This is a genomic window from Collimonas fungivorans Ter331, from assembly GCF_000221045.1.
GTDB lineage: Bacteria > Pseudomonadota > Gammaproteobacteria > Burkholderiales > Burkholderiaceae_D > Collimonas > Collimonas fungivorans_A.
On sequence record NC_015856.1, the window covers coordinates 396,218 to 415,770 of the forward strand.

The 19,553-nt window shown below is 63.5% G+C and carries 17 protein-coding genes; 8 read left to right on the plus strand and 9 right to left on the minus strand.

Annotated elements, in window-relative coordinates:
- Positions 1-64: 64 nt before the first annotated feature.
- A complete protein-coding gene (locus CFU_RS01610; protein WP_014004301.1) occupies positions 65-649 on the minus strand; it encodes a glutathione binding-like protein in 585 nt (194 codons plus the stop codon).
- Between the two features lie 95 nt (positions 650-744).
- Between CFU_RS01610 and CFU_RS01615 the strand changes: the two genes are divergently transcribed.
- On the plus strand, positions 745-1,137 hold the full coding sequence (locus CFU_RS01615; RefSeq protein WP_041741073.1) for a winged helix-turn-helix transcriptional regulator: 393 nt from the start codon (positions 745-747) through the stop codon (positions 1,135-1,137).
- Between the two features lie 209 nt (positions 1,138-1,346).
- Here CFU_RS01615 and CFU_RS01620 read toward each other — a convergent pair whose 3' ends face one another.
- The 8 genes from CFU_RS01620 to CFU_RS01655 form a co-directional block, all read right to left on the minus strand.
- Positions 1,347-1,841: an Lrp/AsnC family transcriptional regulator gene (locus CFU_RS01620; RefSeq protein WP_014004303.1), complete on the minus strand. Its 495-nt coding sequence runs from the start codon at positions 1,839-1,841 to the stop codon at positions 1,347-1,349.
- Positions 1,842-1,977: 136 nt separating this feature from the next.
- A complete protein-coding gene (locus CFU_RS01625) occupies positions 1,978-3,354 on the minus strand; it encodes an aspartate aminotransferase family protein (protein ID WP_041742913.1) in 1,377 nt (458 codons plus the stop codon).
- A 197-nt stretch (positions 3,355-3,551) separates the two neighbouring features.
- The gene (locus CFU_RS01630) at positions 3,552-4,454 is read right to left on the minus strand and encodes a GNAT family N-acetyltransferase (protein WP_014004305.1); all 903 of its coding nucleotides are present in this window, start codon (positions 4,452-4,454) and stop codon (positions 3,552-3,554) included.
- Between the two features lie 42 nt (positions 4,455-4,496).
- Positions 4,497-5,978, minus strand: a complete 1,482-nt coding sequence (locus CFU_RS01635; protein ID WP_041741074.1) for an NAD-dependent succinate-semialdehyde dehydrogenase — start codon at positions 5,976-5,978, stop codon at positions 4,497-4,499.
- Positions 5,979-5,992: 14 nt separating this feature from the next.
- On the minus strand, positions 5,993-7,099 hold the full coding sequence (locus CFU_RS01640) for a tartrate dehydrogenase (RefSeq protein ID WP_014004307.1): 1,107 nt from the start codon (positions 7,097-7,099) through the stop codon (positions 5,993-5,995).
- Between the two features lie 36 nt (positions 7,100-7,135).
- On the minus strand, positions 7,136-8,428 hold the full coding sequence (locus CFU_RS01645) for an NAD(P)/FAD-dependent oxidoreductase (RefSeq protein ID WP_041741075.1): 1,293 nt from the start codon (positions 8,426-8,428) through the stop codon (positions 7,136-7,138).
- Positions 8,429-8,636: 208 nt separating this feature from the next.
- Positions 8,637-9,563 carry a 2-hydroxyacid dehydrogenase gene (locus CFU_RS01650; RefSeq protein ID WP_041741076.1) on the minus strand — a complete coding sequence of 309 codons (927 nt, stop codon included), beginning with the start codon at positions 9,561-9,563 and terminating at the stop codon, positions 8,637-8,639.
- Positions 9,564-9,582: 19 nt separating this feature from the next.
- Complete coding sequence (locus CFU_RS01655; protein ID WP_041741077.1) at positions 9,583-10,464, minus strand: GNAT family N-acetyltransferase; 882 nt, start codon at positions 10,462-10,464, stop codon at positions 9,583-9,585.
- 637 nt (positions 10,465-11,101) lie between these two features.
- Here CFU_RS01655 and CFU_RS01660 point away from each other — a divergent pair.
- The 7 genes from CFU_RS01660 to CFU_RS01690 all read left to right on the plus strand — a co-directional run bounded on the left by CFU_RS01660 (position 11,102) and on the right by CFU_RS01690 (position 19,508).
- Complete coding sequence (locus tag CFU_RS01660; RefSeq protein ID WP_425304681.1) at positions 11,102-11,707, plus strand: haloacid dehalogenase type II; 606 nt, start codon at positions 11,102-11,104, stop codon at positions 11,705-11,707.
- Positions 11,708-11,894: 187 nt separating this feature from the next.
- Positions 11,895-13,517 carry an ABC transporter substrate-binding protein gene (locus CFU_RS01665; protein ID WP_050808448.1) on the plus strand — a complete coding sequence of 541 codons (1,623 nt, stop codon included), beginning with the start codon at positions 11,895-11,897 and terminating at the stop codon, positions 13,515-13,517.
- 73 nt (positions 13,518-13,590) lie between these two features.
- A complete protein-coding gene (locus tag CFU_RS01670; RefSeq protein WP_041741079.1) occupies positions 13,591-14,547 on the plus strand; it encodes an ABC transporter permease in 957 nt (318 codons plus the stop codon).
- The gene (locus CFU_RS01675; RefSeq protein WP_014004314.1) at positions 14,544-15,413 is read left to right on the plus strand and encodes an ABC transporter permease; all 870 of its coding nucleotides are present in this window, start codon (positions 14,544-14,546) and stop codon (positions 15,411-15,413) included. Before CFU_RS01670 ends, CFU_RS01675 begins: the two co-directional genes overlap by 4 nt.
- Positions 15,414-15,420: 7 nt before the next feature.
- On the plus strand, positions 15,421-17,340 hold the full coding sequence (locus CFU_RS01680; RefSeq protein WP_425304682.1) for an ABC transporter ATP-binding protein: 1,920 nt from the start codon (positions 15,421-15,423) through the stop codon (positions 17,338-17,340).
- A 102-nt stretch (positions 17,341-17,442) separates the two neighbouring features.
- Positions 17,443-18,180, plus strand: a complete 738-nt coding sequence (locus tag CFU_RS01685; protein ID WP_014004316.1) for a cupin domain-containing protein — start codon at positions 17,443-17,445, stop codon at positions 18,178-18,180.
- A gap of 2 nt (positions 18,181-18,182) precedes the next feature.
- Positions 18,183-19,508 (plus strand): NAD(P)/FAD-dependent oxidoreductase, encoded by a 1,326-nt coding sequence (locus tag CFU_RS01690; protein ID WP_041742915.1) that lies wholly within the window; start codon positions 18,183-18,185, stop codon positions 19,506-19,508.
- Positions 19,509-19,553: the final 45 nt, after the last annotated feature.

Genomic DNA, 19,553 nt, shown 5'->3' on the forward strand with positions numbered 1-19,553 from the left:
CTCGGGTGGTGCTCGGCAGCTTGCGCAGAACAGTAGGTCCCCGATTTATCCAACGCTGCCGACGCTAAGCGAGCCCTTCTGCGCTCAACGCCTTGATCACCGAAGGCAAGCTCTTCATCCGCGTCAGATGATTGCTGAGCGGCTGAGGTAACTCGACGCCCATCATGGCGGCCCATGACAGCATGACAAACAGATAGCAGTCGGCAATCGTCATCTGCTCGCCCACCAAAAACGCTTTGTTGCCCAACTGCTCGCTGATGGTGCCGAAGCGCATAAGCAGTGTCTGTGCGGCCTTCTCCTTTTCCTGCGCGGTTCCACCACGGAAAAAAGGTATGAAGTTGCGATGGATCTCGGTGGTCATGAAAGTCGTCGCTTCCAGAGCGCGCCAGCGCTCCGCACCGCCTTTAGCCAGAAGCTTGCCCGACTTTTCCGCGATGTAGACAAGAATGGCCAGGTTCTCAGTCAGGATCGTACCGTCGCCCAGATCGAGCGCTGGGGTATAACCCTTGGAGTTAATAAGATTGAAGTCCGCGCCGTCGTCGGTACGCCGGTCGCGTCCAACTTTGACGAGCCGGTGGGGTATTTCCGCCTCGATCAGGGCGATGTGTGAAGCTTGGCTGCAGGCGCCGGGAGCGTAGTAGAGAATCATGGATGTCCTTTGCGTTAAGTCAGGAATGTTGACCAGGACTTAGTATGAGACTATCTGAGCTTCGGCAAAAACGCATATTTTTGAGGCCAAGTCATATGAATGTGACCACACTGCCCACCGGCCGTCACTGTCGCCAAGTGAGTGAAGTGCTCAACCGGGTCGGCGACAAATGGAGCATGCAGGTGATCGTGGTGCTGCGCGATCAGCCGCGCCGCTTTAACGATCTGCGGCGTCAGGTCAACGGGATTTCGCAACAGATGCTGACACGCACGCTAAAGGTGCTCGAGCGCGACGGCTTGGTCGAACGCACGGTGCGCACCACCTCGCCACCGCAGGTCGACTATGCCCTGACGCCATTCGGACATTCGCTTTCCGAACCGGTGCGGGAACTGGCCATATGGGCGCTCGCGAACTTGGATACCCTGTACGACAATCGGCTGCGCTACGACGCAAACAACGAAGCGAATGACGACACAAACCAAGCATGAAGCCAGTGTTGCCTTGAGTCCGGTGGCATCGCATTGCCAGGCGATGGCATCACACCGCTGATACGCGGCGTGTTTTTCAAACAGGCGAAAGCTGCGCGATGCAGTTCCAGGGCAGGAAGTCGTCGTTAAGATCCAAGCAGCATGACGTAGGGTGGGCAGATATTCTGCCCACGCTGTATGCACTTATGACCGACGTTCCGCGTGGGAACTTAGGTCTGAATGAACTTCTCAAGTGGGTAGTGATGCTTGATAAACGGCGATTTGATGACAATGTAGCTGAAATACTTTTCGATGCGCAGGTTCTGCTCCAGCAGCGATTCGATTACGCTCTGGTAATGCACGACGCTGCGGGTCATGAACTTGAGCAAGTAGTCGTAGCCGCCGCTGACCAGGTGGCATTCGATGATCTCGTCGACGTTGCGCAGGTAGGCCTCGAACTTGGCGAAGTCTTCGCGCCGGTGATCCGATAGGGTTACTTCGGTAAAGACGATCTGTACATCGGCTAGCTTTTCCAGCCTGATATAGGCGCCATATCCGCTGATGTAGCCGGCCTTTTCCAGGCGCTTTACACGGATCAGGCAGGGGCTGGGCGACAGACCTACGGCATCGGCCAGAACTACATTGGTAATGCGGCTATTTTGCTGCAGGTGACACAAGATTCTCAGGTCGATCCGGTCCAGCTTTAACGCGCCGTTAGTCATCATGTTGTCTCGAGTTATTCAACTCATCTGGTCTGCCAGGTTCGTCCCGAAGCCGACAGACCAGATGTTGTAGAGCATTTTATACTCTCCGGCCATTTTTGCCACGTCCTGCCGGTCCGCTTTACGTGGGCGAGCAGCCTTACCTGAGGGCCTGGCGTACTTCGGGCTGCTCCAGCACTTCATCGAGCAGGGCCTTCAGGCGCGCGAACATGAGTTCGAAGTCGGCCTGGGTAAAGCACAGGGCCGGCGCGAAGCCCAGGATGTTGTCGCCAAAGGCGCGGAACACCAGGCCGTGTTTGTAGGCAGCCTGGAAGATCCTGTCGTGCAGTTTCAGCTCGGGGGCGAAACGCGCCTTGCTACCCTTGTCGGCCACCAATTCAAGCGCGCCCAGGAGGCCGCGGCTGCGCGCATCGCCCACCAGCGGATGGGAAAGCAGGGCGCGCAGCCCAGCGGCGAAATGCGGTTCCATCGCTCGGCCGTTCTCCAGCAAGCCACCTTCTTCGTACAAGCGCAGCACCTCCAGTGCGACGGCGGCGCTGACCGGATGGGCAGAATACGTCTGGCCATGGCCGACCACGGTGGCCAGCGGCGCTCCATCGGCGATGCCCCGGTAGACGCGATCCGACATCATCACGGCGCCCATAGGTGCATAGCCGGCAGTCAGACCTTTGGCCATGGTCATCAGATCCGGCTGCACATCTTCATCCAGGCAGGCGAACATGGGGCCGGTGCGGCCGAAACCGGTGATGACTTCATCGACCACGAACAGGACGTCGAGCTCGTTGCAGGCCTGCTGCATGGCCTTCAACCAGCCCCTGGGCGGCACGATCACGCCGCCCGAGCCTTGGACCGGTTCGCAGAAGAAAGCCGCCACCTGGTCCGAGCCCAGCTCGGCCACTTTGTCGCGCAGCGCGTGCACCGAGGCGGCGATGATGGCGGCATCGTCTGGCAGTTCGCTGCGATAGGGATAGGGCGAGGGAATGTAATGCTGGGTCGGCAGCGGCAGGTCGAAGTTGAAATGGAAGTTGGGCAGCGCCGTCAGGCCGGCGCCTACCGACGAGGAACCGTGGTAGCCGCGTTGAAGGGAGATGAAATGTTTCTTGGCCGGTTTGCCGATGGAATTGTGGTAGTGCGTGATGTAGCGGATGGCGGCATCGACCGCGTCCGACCCGCCCAGCGTGAAATAGACATGCTGGAGCGAAGCGGGGCTAATGTCCACCAGCTTCTTGGCCAGCAGGATGGCCGGTTCGGAGGCGAAGTGGAAATAGCCGGTGGCATAGGGCAGGCGCTGCATCTGCTCGGTCGCGGCACGGACCACGCTTTCCTGGCCGTAGCCGGTGTTGACACACCACAGGCCCGAGAAGGCGTCCAGCAATTCCTTGTCATGATGGTCGGTCAAATAGGCGCCGCGACCGGACTTGAGGATGATCGGGCCGAGCTCTTCGTGCTCGCGGAAGCTGGCGACGGGATGGATCAGGTGGCTGCGGTCAAGGGCAGCCAGGGTCGATGTTTGCATAGAGGAGGACTCGCTGACGATGGCGTTGAACAAGGTCGCCCGCGCGGGCGGGACAACCGGCATGGACTCAATGCTATCCCTCGTTGATCGCGGCATTTGCGCAAGATGGGGGTCCCAAAAAGCATCTTGATGCGATTTGCGGGCGGCCGTAGCATTTTCTGCGGCGCCCGCGGCGGGATCCGCATGCACCCTCACCCTTAGCCCAGCGCCTGGTTAACGATGGAAAACAGCTGCATGCCTGGATCCTTTTGTGGCGGCGGTCCCTTGCGCATGAGGGTGACGCGGTCCACGCAGGTCATTCCCAGTTTGTCGAACCAGTGCGGCAATCCGGAGGAGGCGAAGACATCGATGCGGATGAAGGAATCCGAATAGGTATTGATCCAGTGTGCGATCAATCCCTTGGCGCGCTCGGCGTCGGGCGCGACCACCGGACCGATCACGCGGCCATGGCCGAAGCGCCTCACCAGCGCAAAACCCAGCATCTCGCCATCGCGATCCAGCGCTACCGCATCGGACATCTCCAGCAGCGCCGCCAGCAACTTGCTGCGATCCATGCCTGTGGCTTGCGCATCCAGCGCCAGGAGGGTCGGCACATCGCTCTTGCCCATCGGCCGCACGCGCTCACCGGGCGGCAGCGCCACCAGCTCCGGTTTCGCCGAGGCCCCCTGGAACTGATACAAAACATCCTCCTGCACAAAGCCCAATTGTTTGTACAAGGGCATGCCGGCCGCGGTGGCGTTGACCATCAGGCTGCGACCGTTGACTTGGCGGGCGACATGTTGCATGAGCCGTCGTCCCAGACCGCGCCGCTGCAATTCGGCCTGCACCAGCAGCATGCCGATGACCGCGTGAGCCTTGCCGAAGCAGGTGCAAACGACCGACCCGACCACCCGCAGCGCTGCATCCGGCTCCGGGTTTTCCAGCAAATAGCCCTGGCCCATCTGCAGCAGGAAGTGCCAATCTTCCGGCCGGTGCGGCCACTTGAACAGCAGCGAGAGCCGGTGGCAAGCGCCCAGGTCATCCTGTTCCATGGGCCTGAGAGTCAGCGCCGGCGTCGGCGTTGGTGCAGATGATGAGGAGGAGGGCGACGGCGCTGGCATGATGGTTCCTGTTCAATTCGTTCCGTGTTGTGTCGGACTGCGTCAGAGCTGGCCCTGGCAGACATACTTGGTGTGCAGATAGTCGTCCAGGCCATGTACCGAGCCTTCGCGGCCATAGCCCGATTCCTTGACGCCGCCGAAGGGAGCGGCCTCGGCCGCCAGCGCGCCTTCGTTGATGCCGACGATGCCGCTTTCCAGCGCGTCGGTGACGCGGTGGACGCGGCGCATATCGGTTGAATAAAAATACGCCGCCAGTCCGAACGGTGTGGCATTTGCCGCCGCGATCGCTTCTTCTTCGGTGGCGAAGCGGGTTACCGCTGCTATCGGTCCGAAGGTTTCCTCGCCGCTGCACAACATGTCCGGGCCGACATTGGACAATACGGTAGGCGCATAGTAATTGTCGCTGGCATAACCCTCGCCCTGCAGGCGCTGGCCGCCGGTGATGATCTTCGCACCGCGCTCGACTGCATCGCGCACGTGCCGGTCAATTTTGGCGATGGCGCGCGCATTGATCATCGGACCAATCTGCGAGGATGGGTCGGTGGCCGGACCGACTTTGAGGGCCGCTACGCGCGCCCCCAGCTTGGCGACGAAGGCGTCATGCACGCCGTCTTGCACATAGACGCGATTGGGACTGACGCAGGTTTGGCCGCCATTGCGGAACTTGGCCGCCATCACGCCCTCGATGGCAGCATCCAGGTCGGCGTCGTCGAAGACGATGAAGGGCGCGTTGCCTCCCAGTTCCAGCGAGAGCTTCTTGAGCGTGTCGGCGGAGCGGCGCGCCAGATGCTTGCCTACGGCGGTCGAGCCGGTGAAGCTGATCTTGCGCACGCGGCTATCCGCGAGCCAGACATCGACCACCTCCGGCGTGCGTTCACGCGAGGCGGTGACTATGTTGATGACGCCCGCCGGCACGCCCGCCTGCTGCGCCAGGAGCACCAGCGCCAGCGAGGTCAGCGGGGTGTCTTCGGCCGGCTTGCACACCACGGTGCAGCCGGCGGCCAGCGCCGGCGCGATCTTGCGCGCGATCATCGCCGCCGGGAAATTCCACGGCGTGATGGCGGCCACCACACCGACCGGTTCCTTTAGCGCCATCATGCGGCGGCCGGTGACCGGGGCCGGGATGATGTCGCCGTTGGCGCGCGTGGCTTCCTCGGCAAACCATTCGACATAGCTGGCGGCATAGGCGACTTCGCCCTTGCCCTCGGCCAGCGGCTTGCCCTGTTCGCGCGAGATCAGCCGCCCCAGGTCATCCTGGTGCGCGATGAGCAGGTCGTTCCAGCGCTTGAGGATGGCGGCGCGCTGCTTGGCTGGCGTCGCGCGCCAGGCCGGGAAGGCGGCGGCAGCGGCGTCGACGGCGGCACGGGCGTCGGCGGCGTTGCCGTCGGGCACCGTGGCGAACACCTGGCCAGTGGCAGGATCGCTGACCTCCAGGCGGCGGAGATCGCTGGCTTCGGTCCATGCGGCGCCGATCAGTTGCGCGCCGGGCATCAGGTGGGGATGTTGCAGTTCCAGGATGGTCATGGCAAAAGTAGATGTCAAAGTGAGAAGTGGTTTGCGCCTTTGGCGACATGGAAGGCAATAGCTTCACCCAGCTCGGTGGTCGAGGCGTCGCCGCCAAGGTCGGGCGTGCGCGGACCGCTCTTGAGAACGTCCTCGATCGCCGCGACGATGGCGTCATGGGCGGCGCGGCCGGCTCCCTGGCCTGCCGTGAGGAAGTCCAGCATGAGAGCGCCGGACCAGATCATGGCGATGGGGTTGGCGATGTTCTTGCCATAGATGTCAGGCGCCGATCCGTGCACCGGTTCGAACAGGGACGGGAAGCGGCGATCCGGGTTGAGGTTGGCCGAGGGCGCCAAGCCGATGGTGCCGGTGGTGGCCGGTCCCAGGTCGGACAGGATGTCGCCGAACAGATTGGAGGCGACCACCACATCGAAGCGCGTCGGTTGCAGCACGAAGCGCGCCGACAGGATGTCGATATGCTGCTTGTCCATCGTCACTTCAGGATAGCCTGCGGACATGGCGTCGGCGCGGCCATCCCACCACGGCATGCTGATGGCAATGCCGTTGGACTTGGTGGCCACCGTCAGGTGCTTGCGCGGCCGGTTGTTGGCCAGCTCGAATGCATATTTCAATACCCGGTCGGCGCCGAAGCGGGAGAACACCGATTCCTGGATCACGATTTCGCGCTCGGTGCCAGCGTACATGGTGCCGCCCAGTGAGGTGTATTCGCCTTCGGTGTTTTCGCGCACCACGTAGTAGTCGATGTCGCCCGGCTTGCGATTGGCCAGCGGACAAGGCACGCCTTCGAACAGGCGCACCGGGCGCAGGTTGATGTACTGGTCGAATTCGCGGCGGAACTTCAACAGCGAGCCCCACAGCGAGACATGGTCAGGTACTGTGGCGGGCCAGCCTACCGCGCCGAAGTAAATGGCGTCGCAGCCGGCGAGCTGATCTTTCCAGTCATCCGGCATCATCTGGCCATGGGCGGCGTAATAGTCGCAGCTGGCCCAGTCGATTACCTTCAATTCCAGCTGGATATCGAAGCGCTTCGCGGCGGCCTGCACTACTCTCAGGCCCTCCGGCATGACTTCCTTACCGATGCCGTCGCCGGCGATCAATGCGATGGAAAAACTGTTTTTCATGGCAGGGTCTCGAATTCAATTAACTAAAAGATAATTTCAGGCCAGCTTGTCCTTGAGCTGGTAGTACATGCCGATCAGGGGCAGGAACCATGGCGGTCCAACGTGGCCTGGGATGGCCGGCCAGTCGCGTTCGCGCCAGGGATTGGCGCTGGCGTCGCCGCTCATCGCCGCTGCCATGCATTGGCCCATGTGCACCGACATCTGGGTGCCGTGTCCGCTATAGCCCATCGAATAATACAGACCGTCGCGCTCGCCGGCTTGCGGCAGGCGGTCGCGCGTCATGTCGACCAGACCGCCCCAGCAGTAGTCCAGGTCCACCTTGCCCAGCTGCGGGAAGGTCTGCATCAGGCCCGCACGCAGGATCTCGCCGCTGGCGGCATCGGACTGCGGGCTGGAAATGGCGAAGCGGGCTCGTCCGCCGAAGATCAGGCGATGGTCGGGCGTCATGCGGAAGTAATGGTGGATATTGGCCACCGTCGTGTAGGTACGCTGCTGCGCAAGCAGTGCGGCGGCGCGCTCGGCGCCCAGCGGTGCCGTGGCGACGATGAAGCTGCCGATGGGCACGATACGGCGGCGCAGCCAGCCGAATGTGCTGTAGCTGCCGTGAAGGCTGGCACCGGTGGCCAGCAGCACCTGCTTGGCCAGAATCGTGCCTCTTGCCGTATGGACGCGATGCGCGCGGGTGTCGCCGATGCGCTCCAGCCGGCGCACTTCGGTGCCGGTGTGGATGACCGCGCCATGCTTCTCGGCAGCCAGCGCCAGGCCGTAAGCGAAGCGGCCCATGTGCATCTGCGCGCTGCGTTTGTAGAGCAGGCCGCCATGGAAACGCTCGCTCTGCACCTCGGCGCGCACCTGCGCGGCGTCCAGGACGGCGACGTCGAGATCCACGCCGTCGGCGATGAGGCGCTCGGCGCTGCGCTGCAGGGCCTCCATCTGGCTCGGCCGGGTGGCCAGTTTGAGTTTGCCGTGGCGCCGGAAGTCGCAGGCGATCTGTTCCTGCTCCACCAGCTGCGCAACCGTGTCGACGGCGTCATCATAAGCGTGATACCAGGCACGGGCGCGCTCCACGCCGACCTTGGCCGCGACTTCGGCATAGTCCACCGCCAGGCCGTTGTTGACGTGGCCGCCGTTGCGCCCGGAGGCTTCGGCCGCCACATGCGGACCGGCTTCCAGCACGACCACGCTGGCGCCGCGCTTGGCCAGGGACAATGCGGCTGACAGGCCGGTAAAGCCGCCGCCGACGATGGCCACGTCAACCTGGGCCGGCAATTCACGTGCCGGGGAGATATATACGGGTGCCGAATCGGTCCAGTAGGATTCCAACTTCATGGTGTGAATAACTCGATAAAGTGGGTTAATGAAACCAGGAGTGCCATCGCCGGCATGCTGAAGGCGCATCGACGCAATGCATCATGGGATCCAGCATAAGCTTACGCCGATATGCGTGTGACGCGAACTGCGATGGCGCGGCGGCATGATGTACCGTTGTCAGGCAGGGAATCGGCAGAATGTTTGCCCACCGGCTCCTTCGTACATCTCAGTAGCCTCGCCGGCGGTCGATCAGTCCCAGAAGCGGCATGCCGGCACGATGGCGCCGCAGGTTTTCCAGCACCGCATCGACCGCACCGTCGGGCTGGGTCATGCTGGCGACATGCGGTGTGATGACGATGTCGGGACGGCGCCAGAACGGGTGGCCGGCCGGCAACGGCTCGGTATTGCAGACGTCCAGCACGGCGGCGCTCAGTTGGCCGTCCTGCAGGGCTGCCAGCAGATCGTCCTCGACCAGGTGGCCACCGCGTCCTACATTGATCAGCGTCGCGCCGCGCGGCAATTGCGCGAACAATGCGCGGCACAGGATGCCGCGCGTGTCATCAGTGAGCGGCAGCAGGCAGATCAGCACATCGCTGCGCGCCAGGAAATGATCCAGGCCATCGCAACCGCTATGGCACTCGACGCCATCGATCTGATGCGGTGATCGGCTCCAGCCGGCGCAGGGGAAGCCAAGGCCATGCAATTGCTGCAGCACGGCCCGCCCCAGCATCCCCAGGCCCAGTACGCCGATCCGGCAGGCGCTGGCAGGGCGTACGCGGCGCGCTTGCCATATCTGCTGCTGTTGCTGGCGGGCATAGTGGCGACTGTCACGGTGCAGCCCCAGCACCGCGTGGGTTACATATTGCACCATGCCGGCGGCGATGCCTGGCTCGGTCATGCGCACCACCGCCAGCTCCGGCGGCAGGCCGGACATATCGAACTGGTCGATGCCGGCGCCCACCGAAAACAGGATCTCCAGATTAGGGAAACGCCGGGCGATGTCTTCGGGCGGCGTCCATGCGGCCAGATAACGCACGCTGGCGGGATCGCCTTCATACGGCCACAGGTGGAAGGGCAGTTCCGGCGCCTTCTGGGCGAAGAGCCGGCCCCATTCGGCGCCGCGTTCCAGGTCGGCCTTGTAGAGAAAAGTCATGATGTCGTTTGCGCCGGCGTCAGCCCAGCGCCTGGTTGATGATGGAATAGATTCGCCATTGCGCATCGCCATGGGGCGCGCTGCCACGGCACATGGTCACGACGTTGTCCACGCAGGCGAGGCCGATGTCCTGCAGCCATGGTTTCAGGCCGCTCTTGCCCGGCACGTCGATGCGCAGGAAGGCGCCAGGGCAGGCGTTGACCCAGTGACTGATCAGCGTTTTCGCATCCTCAAGGTCGGCCGCGATCACCGGCCCGATCACGTGGCCGCGCCCGAATGCGCGCAGCATCGCCACGCCCTTGACGCGACCATCCCGTTCCAGTACCGCTACCTCGGCGAACTTGAGCAGCGCCGTCAGCACGGCGCTACGGTCCATGCCGCTGGCGTGACGGTCGAATGCCAGCAAGGCCGGCGCTTCGTCTGCTTGCAGCGGGCGGATGCGGCTGCCTGGCGGCAATGCCGTGCGCGGCGCCTGCGCCGTGGCGCTCTGGTGTTGACTCAGGGTATCGATGGCCTGGAAGCCCAGCTTTTCATATAGAGGCCGGCCGGCCGCCGTGGCATTGAGGATCACGCTACGCCCACCGGCGTCGGCCAGCAGTTGCTGCATCATGGCGCGCCCCAGGCCGCGGCCTTGCAGGGCATCGCTGATGATGACCAGGCCCAGCGTAGCGTGCTCTGGGCCGCAATAACACAGCATGCCGCTGCCCGATGTCTCGGGGGCGGCCCCGGTACGCGTCAGCGTCACTACCCAGCCACGACTGACCGCATGATGGAATTGCCAGTCGGCCAGGCGGTGCGGCCATTTCAGATGCTGACTCAGGCCGTGGCAGGCCTGCAGGTCGGTCTCACGCATGGCGCGCAGTTTGGCCTGGCCGGCCGGCAGTGTCCTTGCAGCTTGCATTGAACGCTTCCTTATATGTCTGTTTACGGGGCCACGGCGCAGCATGGCCGGTTACTAGCAATGATGATGCCTCTTTGGCGCCGCGCAGCGTTTGTTTTCGATGGCGCGAATTCGCAATTTTATGGCGATCTGCCCCCTGTTCTCGGCACAAAATTGGGCAGCTTCGGCATAGCATGAGGTAGACAGGCGCGCTTCTCTCTTTTGTGTGGCGCTCATTTCATATTTCATCCGTAACCGCCATGCCAGATTTTCTATTAGTCAATGCACCTGTCGAGAGGGAAAAATTAAGCAGGCAACTCTGCGCGCAGGCGGGCTCGACCCGCACCGCCACGGTGAATTCGCCCCAAAGGGGTGCGCCCGGCTCGCATTGCTGCACTGCTCGGCAAGCTATGCTGATTGCGCCATCGAAAACACATATTTCTGTTTCGTGACCCGGTCAAAAAGGAGTAAATCACAAGTTTCGATATGTTGTAATCATTCCCGTGGATTGAACCCGCAAGTAAAAGGATTAGCACCATGTCATTCGCAAGACCATTCCGGTGACGCGAACACTTTTTTGATAGGACGATTTTCAATGAGCACTTTCAAGCCCAAATTCATCACCTTCGATTGCTATGGCACGCTGACCCGTTTCCAGATGGCGGAAACGGCCAAGAAGCTCTACGCCGATCGCGTCGCCGAGGCCGACATGCCATTCTTCCTGCGCCAGTTCGCGGCTTACCGCCTGGATGAAGTGCTGGACCAGTGGAAGCCCTACGAGCAAGTGTGCAAGAACGCGATTCGGCGCACCTGCGAGCGCTGGGGTGTCAAGACCACCGACGAAGAGATGGGCACCTTCTACAAGGCCGTACCGACCTGGGGGCCGCATCCCGACGTGCCGGCCGCGCTGGCCAAGGTGGCAAAGGAAATCCCGCTGGTGATCTTCTCCAATGCCGACGACAGCCAGATCATGCACAACGTCGAACAGCTCGGTGCGCCTTTCCACAAGGTCTTTACCGCCCAGCAGGCACAAGCTTACAAGCCGCGCCTGCGCGCCTTCGAATATATGCTCGACAATCTGAACTGCAATCCGGAAGAGGTGCTGCACGTGTCCTCCAGTCTGCGCTACGACTTGATGCCAGCCTCCGACATGGGTATCAAGAACAAGGTATTCGTCGCCCGCGGCCATGAACCGTCCACTCCATATTACGGTTATACCGAAATCTCCGACCTGTCCGGCCTGCCGGGGGTGGTTGGTCTGTAGCAACCGGCGGCAGCCGGGTCGTCGTTGGCAAAATCCGTGGTCCGGGCGTCGCGGCAGTTAGTATCAAAGTTGCGACAGGTGAGCGGACACATCAGGTGACAGGCCCCCGCGTGGAGTAATCTGCGTGAGCAGGAGGGCGGGGCAGGTCGGTGGTCTTCGTGGTTGAATTTTTATTGTGAGGCTTTTCATGAGCAAGCAGGAAAACGGACGATACCCCACAGAGGGAAACATCATTACCGGCGATTCGCTGGAAAACGAGCGGGGCGGCTTCACCCGCCGCGACATGATGCGCACCCTGCTGGCCGGCAGTCTTATGACGATGGGCTCCGCGGGCCTGCTCAGCGCCAGCGGCAGCGCCATGGCGTTGCCGCCAAAGCGCGGCGGCAAGATGCGCATTGCGACCCAGACCAGCTCCACCGCCGATACCCTCGACCCGGCCAAGACCGCGCACTCCACCGATTACACGCGCGTTCACATGTTCTACAACGGCCTGACCAAGCTGGATGGCAAGCTCGGCCCGCAAATGGTGCTGGCCGAGGAAATGCTGACCACCGACGCCACGCTGTGGACCGTCAAGCTGCGCAAGGGCGTGCTGTTTCACGACGGCAAGCCGTTCGCGCCGGCCGACGTGGTTTATTCGCTGATGCGCCACAAGGACCCGGCCACGGCCTCCAAGGTCAAGGTGCTGGCCGATCAGATCGAATCGGTCAAGACCACCGGCCCAAATGAAGTCCAGATCAAGCTGACCAGCGCCAACGCCGACCTGCCGGTGATCCTGGCCACTGCCCAGTTCCTCATCGTCCGCGACGGCACCACCAGCTTCACCACGCCCAACGGCACCGGCGCCTTCAAGTGCAAGGAATTCACGCCGGGCGTGCGTACCATCGCCGTGCGCAACGAGAATTACTGGAAGTCTGGTCTGCCTTACCTGGACGAGGTCGAGCTCTTTGGCATCCCCGACGAGGCCGCACGCGTCAATGCGCTGCTTTCGGGCGACGTGCATTGGATCAACGACGTCAATGCGCGCTCCACCGGTCGCATCAAGTCCACGGCCGGCTACACGGTAATGGAGACCAAGTCCGGTCTTTACACGGATCTGGTGATCCGCCAGGACGCGGCGCCCGGCAACAGCCAGGATTTCACGCTGGGCATGAAGTACCTGATGGACCGCGAGCAGATCAAGACCGCCGCCTTCCGCGGTTTTGCCGTGACCGCCAACGACCAGCCGATCGATCCGACCAACCGCTTCTACTTCGCCGGCCTGCCGCAGCGTCCCTACGATCCGGACAAGGCCAAATTCCACCTGCAGAAGGCGGGCGTGCTGGGCAGCAGCATCCCGCTGGTAGCCTCGGTGGCCGCGACCGGATCGGTGGACATAGGCGTGCTGATGCAGCAAAGCGCGCAGAAGATTGGCTTGAAGCTGGATCTGAAGCGGGTTCCGGCCGACGGCTACTGGGCCAACCAGTGGATGAAGGTACCGTTGGGCTTTGGCAATATCAATCCGCGTCCCAGCGCCGACATTCTGTTCACACAGTTCTTCAAGTCCGATGCACAGTGGAACGAATCAGGCTGGAAGAACGCGCAGTTCGACCAACTGGTGGTGGCCGCGCGCGGCGAGACCGATTTCAGCAAGCGCAAGCAGATGTACGCCGACCTGCAGATGCTGGTGCACGAGAAGGGCGGCATCGGCATTCCGGTCTTCATCACCAACCTCGAAGGCATTAGCAGCAGGGTCAAGGGCATTGATGCAATCCCTCTGGGTGCGTTCATGAACTACACCTGTGCCGAGTATGTCTGGATGGACGCCTGAGCACAGGCAATAGAAGTAAAGGCCAGGCGGGGCAACCCCGTCGTGGCCCGTGACCTGCTTATCGAGGATAGCTATGAATGGAATGGTCCTGCGTCTGATACTGCGCCGCCTGGCACTGGCGGCGCTGACGCTGTTGCTGGTGTCGGCCGGCGTGTTCTTCATCACCAACCTGTTGCCGGGCGACGCGGCCCAAGCGGCGCTGGGCCAGGCCGCCACGCCCGAGACGGTGGCGGCGCTGCGCCTGCAGTACGGGCTGGACCTGCCGGCGCCATTGCGTTATGCCCGGTGGCTGGGAGACCTGCTCTCGGGCAACCCCGGCCTATCGTTGGTCAATAATGTGCCGGTAGCGCAGATGATCGGTGGCCGCTTGCCTGCATCACTGATGCTGGCGGCAGTCACGGCAGCGGTGTCAGTACCGCTGGCGTTGTTGCTGGGCATCGCCTCGGCCATGTATCGCGGCTCGACCTTCGATCGCGTGGTCAATGTCAGCGCAGTGTCGCTGGTCTCGGTGCCGGAATTCCTGATCGCCACCATCGCGGTGATGATCTTCGCGGTCAAGCTGCGCTGGCTGTCGGCGTTGTCGCATTCGGCCGATGCCGCCACCGTGGGGGCCTTTATCAAGTCCTATGCGATGCCGGTGATGACGCTCTGCTGTGTGATCGTGGCGCAGATGACGCGCATGACGCGCGCGGCGGTGATCGACCAGTTGCGTTCCTCCTATGCCGAGATGGCCTTGCTCAAAGGCGTCAGGCGCACCCGCATCGTGCTGCGCCACGCCTTGCCCAACGCCATCGGTCCGATCGCCAATGCGGTGGCGCTGAGCCTGTCTTACCTGTTGGGGGGCGTGATCATCGTCGAGAGCATCTTCAACTATCCCGGCATCGCCACCCTGATGATCGATGCCGTCACCACCCGCGACATGCCGCTGGTGCAAGCCTGTTCGATGATCTTCTGTGCCGGCTACCTGCTGCTGGTGCTGACCGCCGATGTACTGGCCATTGTTTCCAATCCGAGGTTGAAGACACGATGAAAGCCCTCCACGATTCCGCGCGCGCCGAGGCCTCGACCGCCAGCGCCGCCGCCAAGAAGCCGCACCGCCATTCCGCCATGGCCTGGATCGGCATGGGCATCGTCGGCTTCTGGCTGCTGATGGCCATCATAGGCCCGACCATCTCGCCCTACGACGCCACCGCCATCGTCGATGTCGATGTATTTTCCGGCATGAGCCGCAAGTTCCTGCTGGGCAGTGATTACCTGGGGCGCGACATGCTGAGCCGCATTCTCTTCGGCACCCGGGCCACCATCGGCCTGGCGCTGGCGGCGACACTGCTGGCCAGCAGCATCGGCACGGCCGTTGCGTTGTACGCCGCCTTCACCGGAGGCTGGCGCGACGCCGTCATCAGCCGCGCGCTCGATGCGCTGATCTCGATTCCCAGCAAGATGTTCGCATTGATGATGGTGGCGACCTTCGGTTCCTCCATGTGGCTCCTGGTGACGACCGCCGCCATCACCTACATGCCGGGCGCCTACCGTATCGCCCGCTCGGTGGCGGTCAATGTGCAGGCCATGGAATACGTGCAGGCTGCGCGGGCGCGCGGCGAGGGCGTGTGGTACATCATGACGATGGAGATGCTGCCCAACATGATCCGCCCGGTGCTGGCCGATTTCGGGCTGCGCTTTGTGTACGTGGTGCTGCTGTTGAGCGGGCTGAGTTTTCTGAGCCTGGGTGTGCAGCCGCCAGACGCCGACTGGGGCTCGCTGGTGCGGGAAAACATTTCCGGACTGGGCGAGGGCGCGCTGGCGGTGATCATGCCGGCGCTGGCCATTGCCTCGCTGACCATCGGCGTGAACCTGCTGATCGATAACCTGCGCGGCAAACGCGCTGCCAAGGAGTAAGCCTGTGATGCAGTTCGACCAATTCCTCGGCAAGACGACGGCGCCCGGGACTCCCCCTGGCGAGCCGCTGGTGAGCGTCAGCGGCCTGCGCGTCAACGCCCGCAAGGACGACGGCTCCTCGGTGGAGATCGTCAAGGACGTCGATTTCACCGTGGCGCGCGGCGAAGTGCTGGCGCTGATCGGAGAATCCGGTTCCGGCAAGACTACCATTGCGCTGTCGTTGTTGGGCTATGCGCGCGCCGGCTGCCACATCGCCGGCGGCCGCATCCGCATCGGCCAGCGCCAGATCGACCAGATGGATGAGAAGGCGCTGCTGGCCATGCGCGGTCACCACGTCGCCTACATCGCGCAGAGCGCAGCGGCCGCCTTCAACCCGGCGCGTACTCTCATGGACCAGGTCATCGAAAGCGCCCTGCAACACCGCGTGATGGACAAGGCCAGCGCCATGCGCAAGGCGGTCGAGCTGTTTCGCGCGCTGGCCTTGCCGGACCCCGAGCATATTGGCCGGCGCTATCCGCATCAGGTCTCCGGCGGGCAGTTACAGCGCGTGATGGCGGCCATGGCCCTGATCACCGATCCTGAGCTGGTGATCCTGGATGAACCGACTACCGCGCTGGATGTGACTACCCAGATCGAGGTGCTGCGCGCCTTCAAGAAGGTGGTCAGGGAATTGGGTACCACGGCTGTCTATGTCTCGCACGACCTGGCGGTGGTGGCGCAGATGGCTGATCGCATCGTTGTGCTGCGCGATGGCGCCGTGCGCGAGATGGGCCAGACCGGCCAGGTGCTGCAGGCGCCGGCCGACAGCTATACGCAAAGCCTGATCGCCGCCGCTACGCCAGCCTCGCGCGTGGCGCAGGTGCGGGAGATATTGCCGGATCCGGCGCTGGCTGCACAGGCCAAGGCGCCGCTGCTGCGCATCAGCGGCCTGATCGCCGGCTATGGCAGCCCGGATCGCCTGGGCCTGCCGGGGGTGCGGATCCTGGACGATATCAACCTGACGATACAGCGCGGCAGCACGGTCGGCATCATCGGCGAATCCGGATCGGGCAAGACCACGCTGGCACGTGCGGTGGCCGGCATGATCGCGCCGGCGCGCGGCAGCATCCAGCTCGATGGCGAAAATCTCTCGCCTACGCTGCAGGGACGCAGCCGGGAACAGTTCCGCCGGGTACAGATCGTGTTCCAGAACGCCGATACGGCGCTCAATCCAGCCCATACCATCGGCCGTATCCTGAACCGGCCGCTGAGCTTCTATCACGGTCTGAGCGGCGATGCCATGCGCCGTCGCACGGCCGAGCTGCTGGACCTGGTGCGTCTGCCGTCGAGCGTGATCGACCGCCTGCCGAGCGAGCTCTCAGGCGGCCAGAAGCAGCGCGTGAACCTGGCGCGGGCGCTGGCGGCCAAGCCTGATCTGATCCTGTGCGACGAGGTGACCTCGGCGCTGGATACCGTGGTGGCCGCCGCCATCCTGGAATTGCTGGCCGAGCTGCGGCGCGAGCTGCAGGTGTCCTATATGTTCATCAGCCATGACATCAGCACGGTGCGCGCCATCTGCGATGACATCGTGGTGCTGTATGCCGGGCGCATGGTGGCCAACCGCCCGCGCCAGGCGATGATGGCGCCGCCTTACCACCCGTATTCGCATCTGCTGCTGTCGTCGGTGCCGGCCATGCAGCAGGGTTGGCTGGAGCAGGCATCTGGCGCTGGCCAGCACAAGCTGCCGCCGATCGGGCCGGTGCAGGCATCGCCCGATATCTGCGCCTTCCTGCCGCGTTGCACGATGCGCCTGGACGGCGTGTGCAACATGGTAGCGCCGCGCCGGCGCCACATGGAGCATGGCGGCGAGATCCTTTGCCATCGCTCCGATGCCGAGCTGAAGCAATATCAATCGCCGCTGCTGCCGGTGGATGGCGTGACGGTTTGACGATCGGTTGACGACAGGCCTGCGCAAGAGTGCAGGCGACACATCCGGGCCGTCGCAGGCGAAGCTGTCGAGTCTGCCGCCGGCCCTCATTCAGGAGAAGAAATGACCGCAACGCTGGTGCTGTATCGTGCTTCAGGCGCGCCCGTTTCCACCGTATTCCGCCGCGCAGGACTGGGCGGCAACGATCCCTTTGCGCCCTGGCGCGAAATCGCCTGGGAAGGCAGCGGCGCGATGAGCGCCGGTCGCCTGCGCTTCGATGGCACGCTGGACGTTGCCAGCTTCCCGCATGTGGAAACCTTGGTCGTTGTCGAAGGCGAATTGACCGTGGAAACCACAGGCGCCGCGCCGCTGGTGGTACAGGCCAGCAGTGGTGTGGTGATCGGTGCGGGCACGGCCCTGCGTCTAGCCACCAGCTCGTCGGCGCTGGTGGTGTTCTGCGCGGCCGCATGCCCGCAAGCGGCGCAAACCGGGGTGTTCCCGTTACAGGCCAAGGCCAATTTCAAGCCTTCGGCCAACTCGTTGCCCAAGGAAATCCTGCTGGGACCGGTGCCGCAATGCCGCAGTGACAATGTCTTCAATGAAGAGTCCATCAAGTATCTGGCCGGCACCTGGGATTCCACGCCTTATCACCGTATCGTGCGGGCGCATCCGGTGAATGAGTTCATGCATATCCTGGACGGCGGCGTGCGCTTTGCCGAGCCGGATGGCAGCGTGGTGTCGGTGGCTGCCGGCGACGCGGTTTTCGTGCCGCAGGGCGCGGCGATCGGCTGGGAGAGCAGTGAACGGGTAGCCAAGTTCTACGTGGTGCAAACCGCCTCGGCCGCAATCGAAGGGAAATGACCATGTCGCCTCCGTTAAACCTGGTCCAGACCCCTTCCATCCCTCCGGCCACAGCCGACGTGGTCGTGATCGGCGGCGGCATCATCGGCATCTTCACCGCCTATTACCTGGCCCGGCGCGGCGTGTCCGTGGTCGTGGTGGAAAAGGGGCGGGTCGGCGCTGAGCAATCCAGCCGCAACTGGGGCTGGTGCCGCCAGCAGAACCGCGATGCGCGCGAATTGCCGATGGCCACCAAGAGCATCGACCTGTGGGAACAGTTCAGCGCCGAGTCCGGCGAGGATGCCGGCTTTACGCGCTGTGGCTTGCTGTATCTCAGCAATGACGACGAAGAATTGGCGCGCTGGGCCAGTTGGGGCAAGTTTGCCAAGACCGCCGGCGTGACCACCCATATGCTCGACAGTCGGCAAGCCGCCGAGCGCGGCCATGCAACCGGCCGCGCCTGGAAGGGCGGCGTGTTCTCGCCCACCGATGGCACCGCCGATCCGGTCAAGGCCGCGCCGGCCGTGGCGCGCGCCGTGATGAAGCTGGGCGGCAGCGTGATCCAGCAATGCGCGGCGCGCGGCATCGAGATGGAAGCCGGGCGCGTGGCCGGCGTGGTCACCGAAGCCGGCGTCATCAAGACCAGGACCGTAGTGCTGGCCGGCGGCGCCTGGGCGTCGTCGTTCTGCCGTCAGTTGGACATCCGCTTCCCGCAAGCCTCGGTACGCCAATCGATCATGAGCGTGGCGCCCATCGACCAGCCGCTGCCCGGGGCGCTGTTCACCTCGGGCGTGGCGGCCACGCGGCGCAGCGACGGTTCCTATGCGCTGGCTATCAGCGGTCGCGCCCGGGTGGATCCGACCGGGCAGTTCCTGCGTTTTTCGCCGCAATTCCTGCCGATGTTCGCCAAGCGCTGGCGCAGCCTGTCGCCGGGCGGCCTGGAAGCGCTACGCAGCGGCCATGAGACGATGTCGCGCTGGCGCCTGGATGCGCCTACGCCGATGGAGCGCATGCGCATCCTCGATCCCAAAGCCGATCCGATGGCCATCCGCGCCACCCATCGGCGAGCCATCGAGCTGCTGCCCGAATTGCGCAACGCCAGGGTCACGCACACCTGGGCCGGTTATGTCGACAGCACACCCGATGGGGTGCCTGGCATCGGCGAGACGCCGCAGGTGCCTGGACTGATCCTGGCCGCAGGCTTCTCCGGCCATGGCTTCGGTATCGGCCCCGGGGCGGGCCACCTGATCGCCGACCTGGCGACCGGCGCCGAGCCTCTGGTCGATCCCCGCCCATATCACCCGGGCCGCTTTGCCGGTTCCGCGTGGGGCAAGGTCGCCGATTTCTAGACATCGCCGGCGCTCCCGCCGCGGAGAGCCGGCATCGCCGTAAGG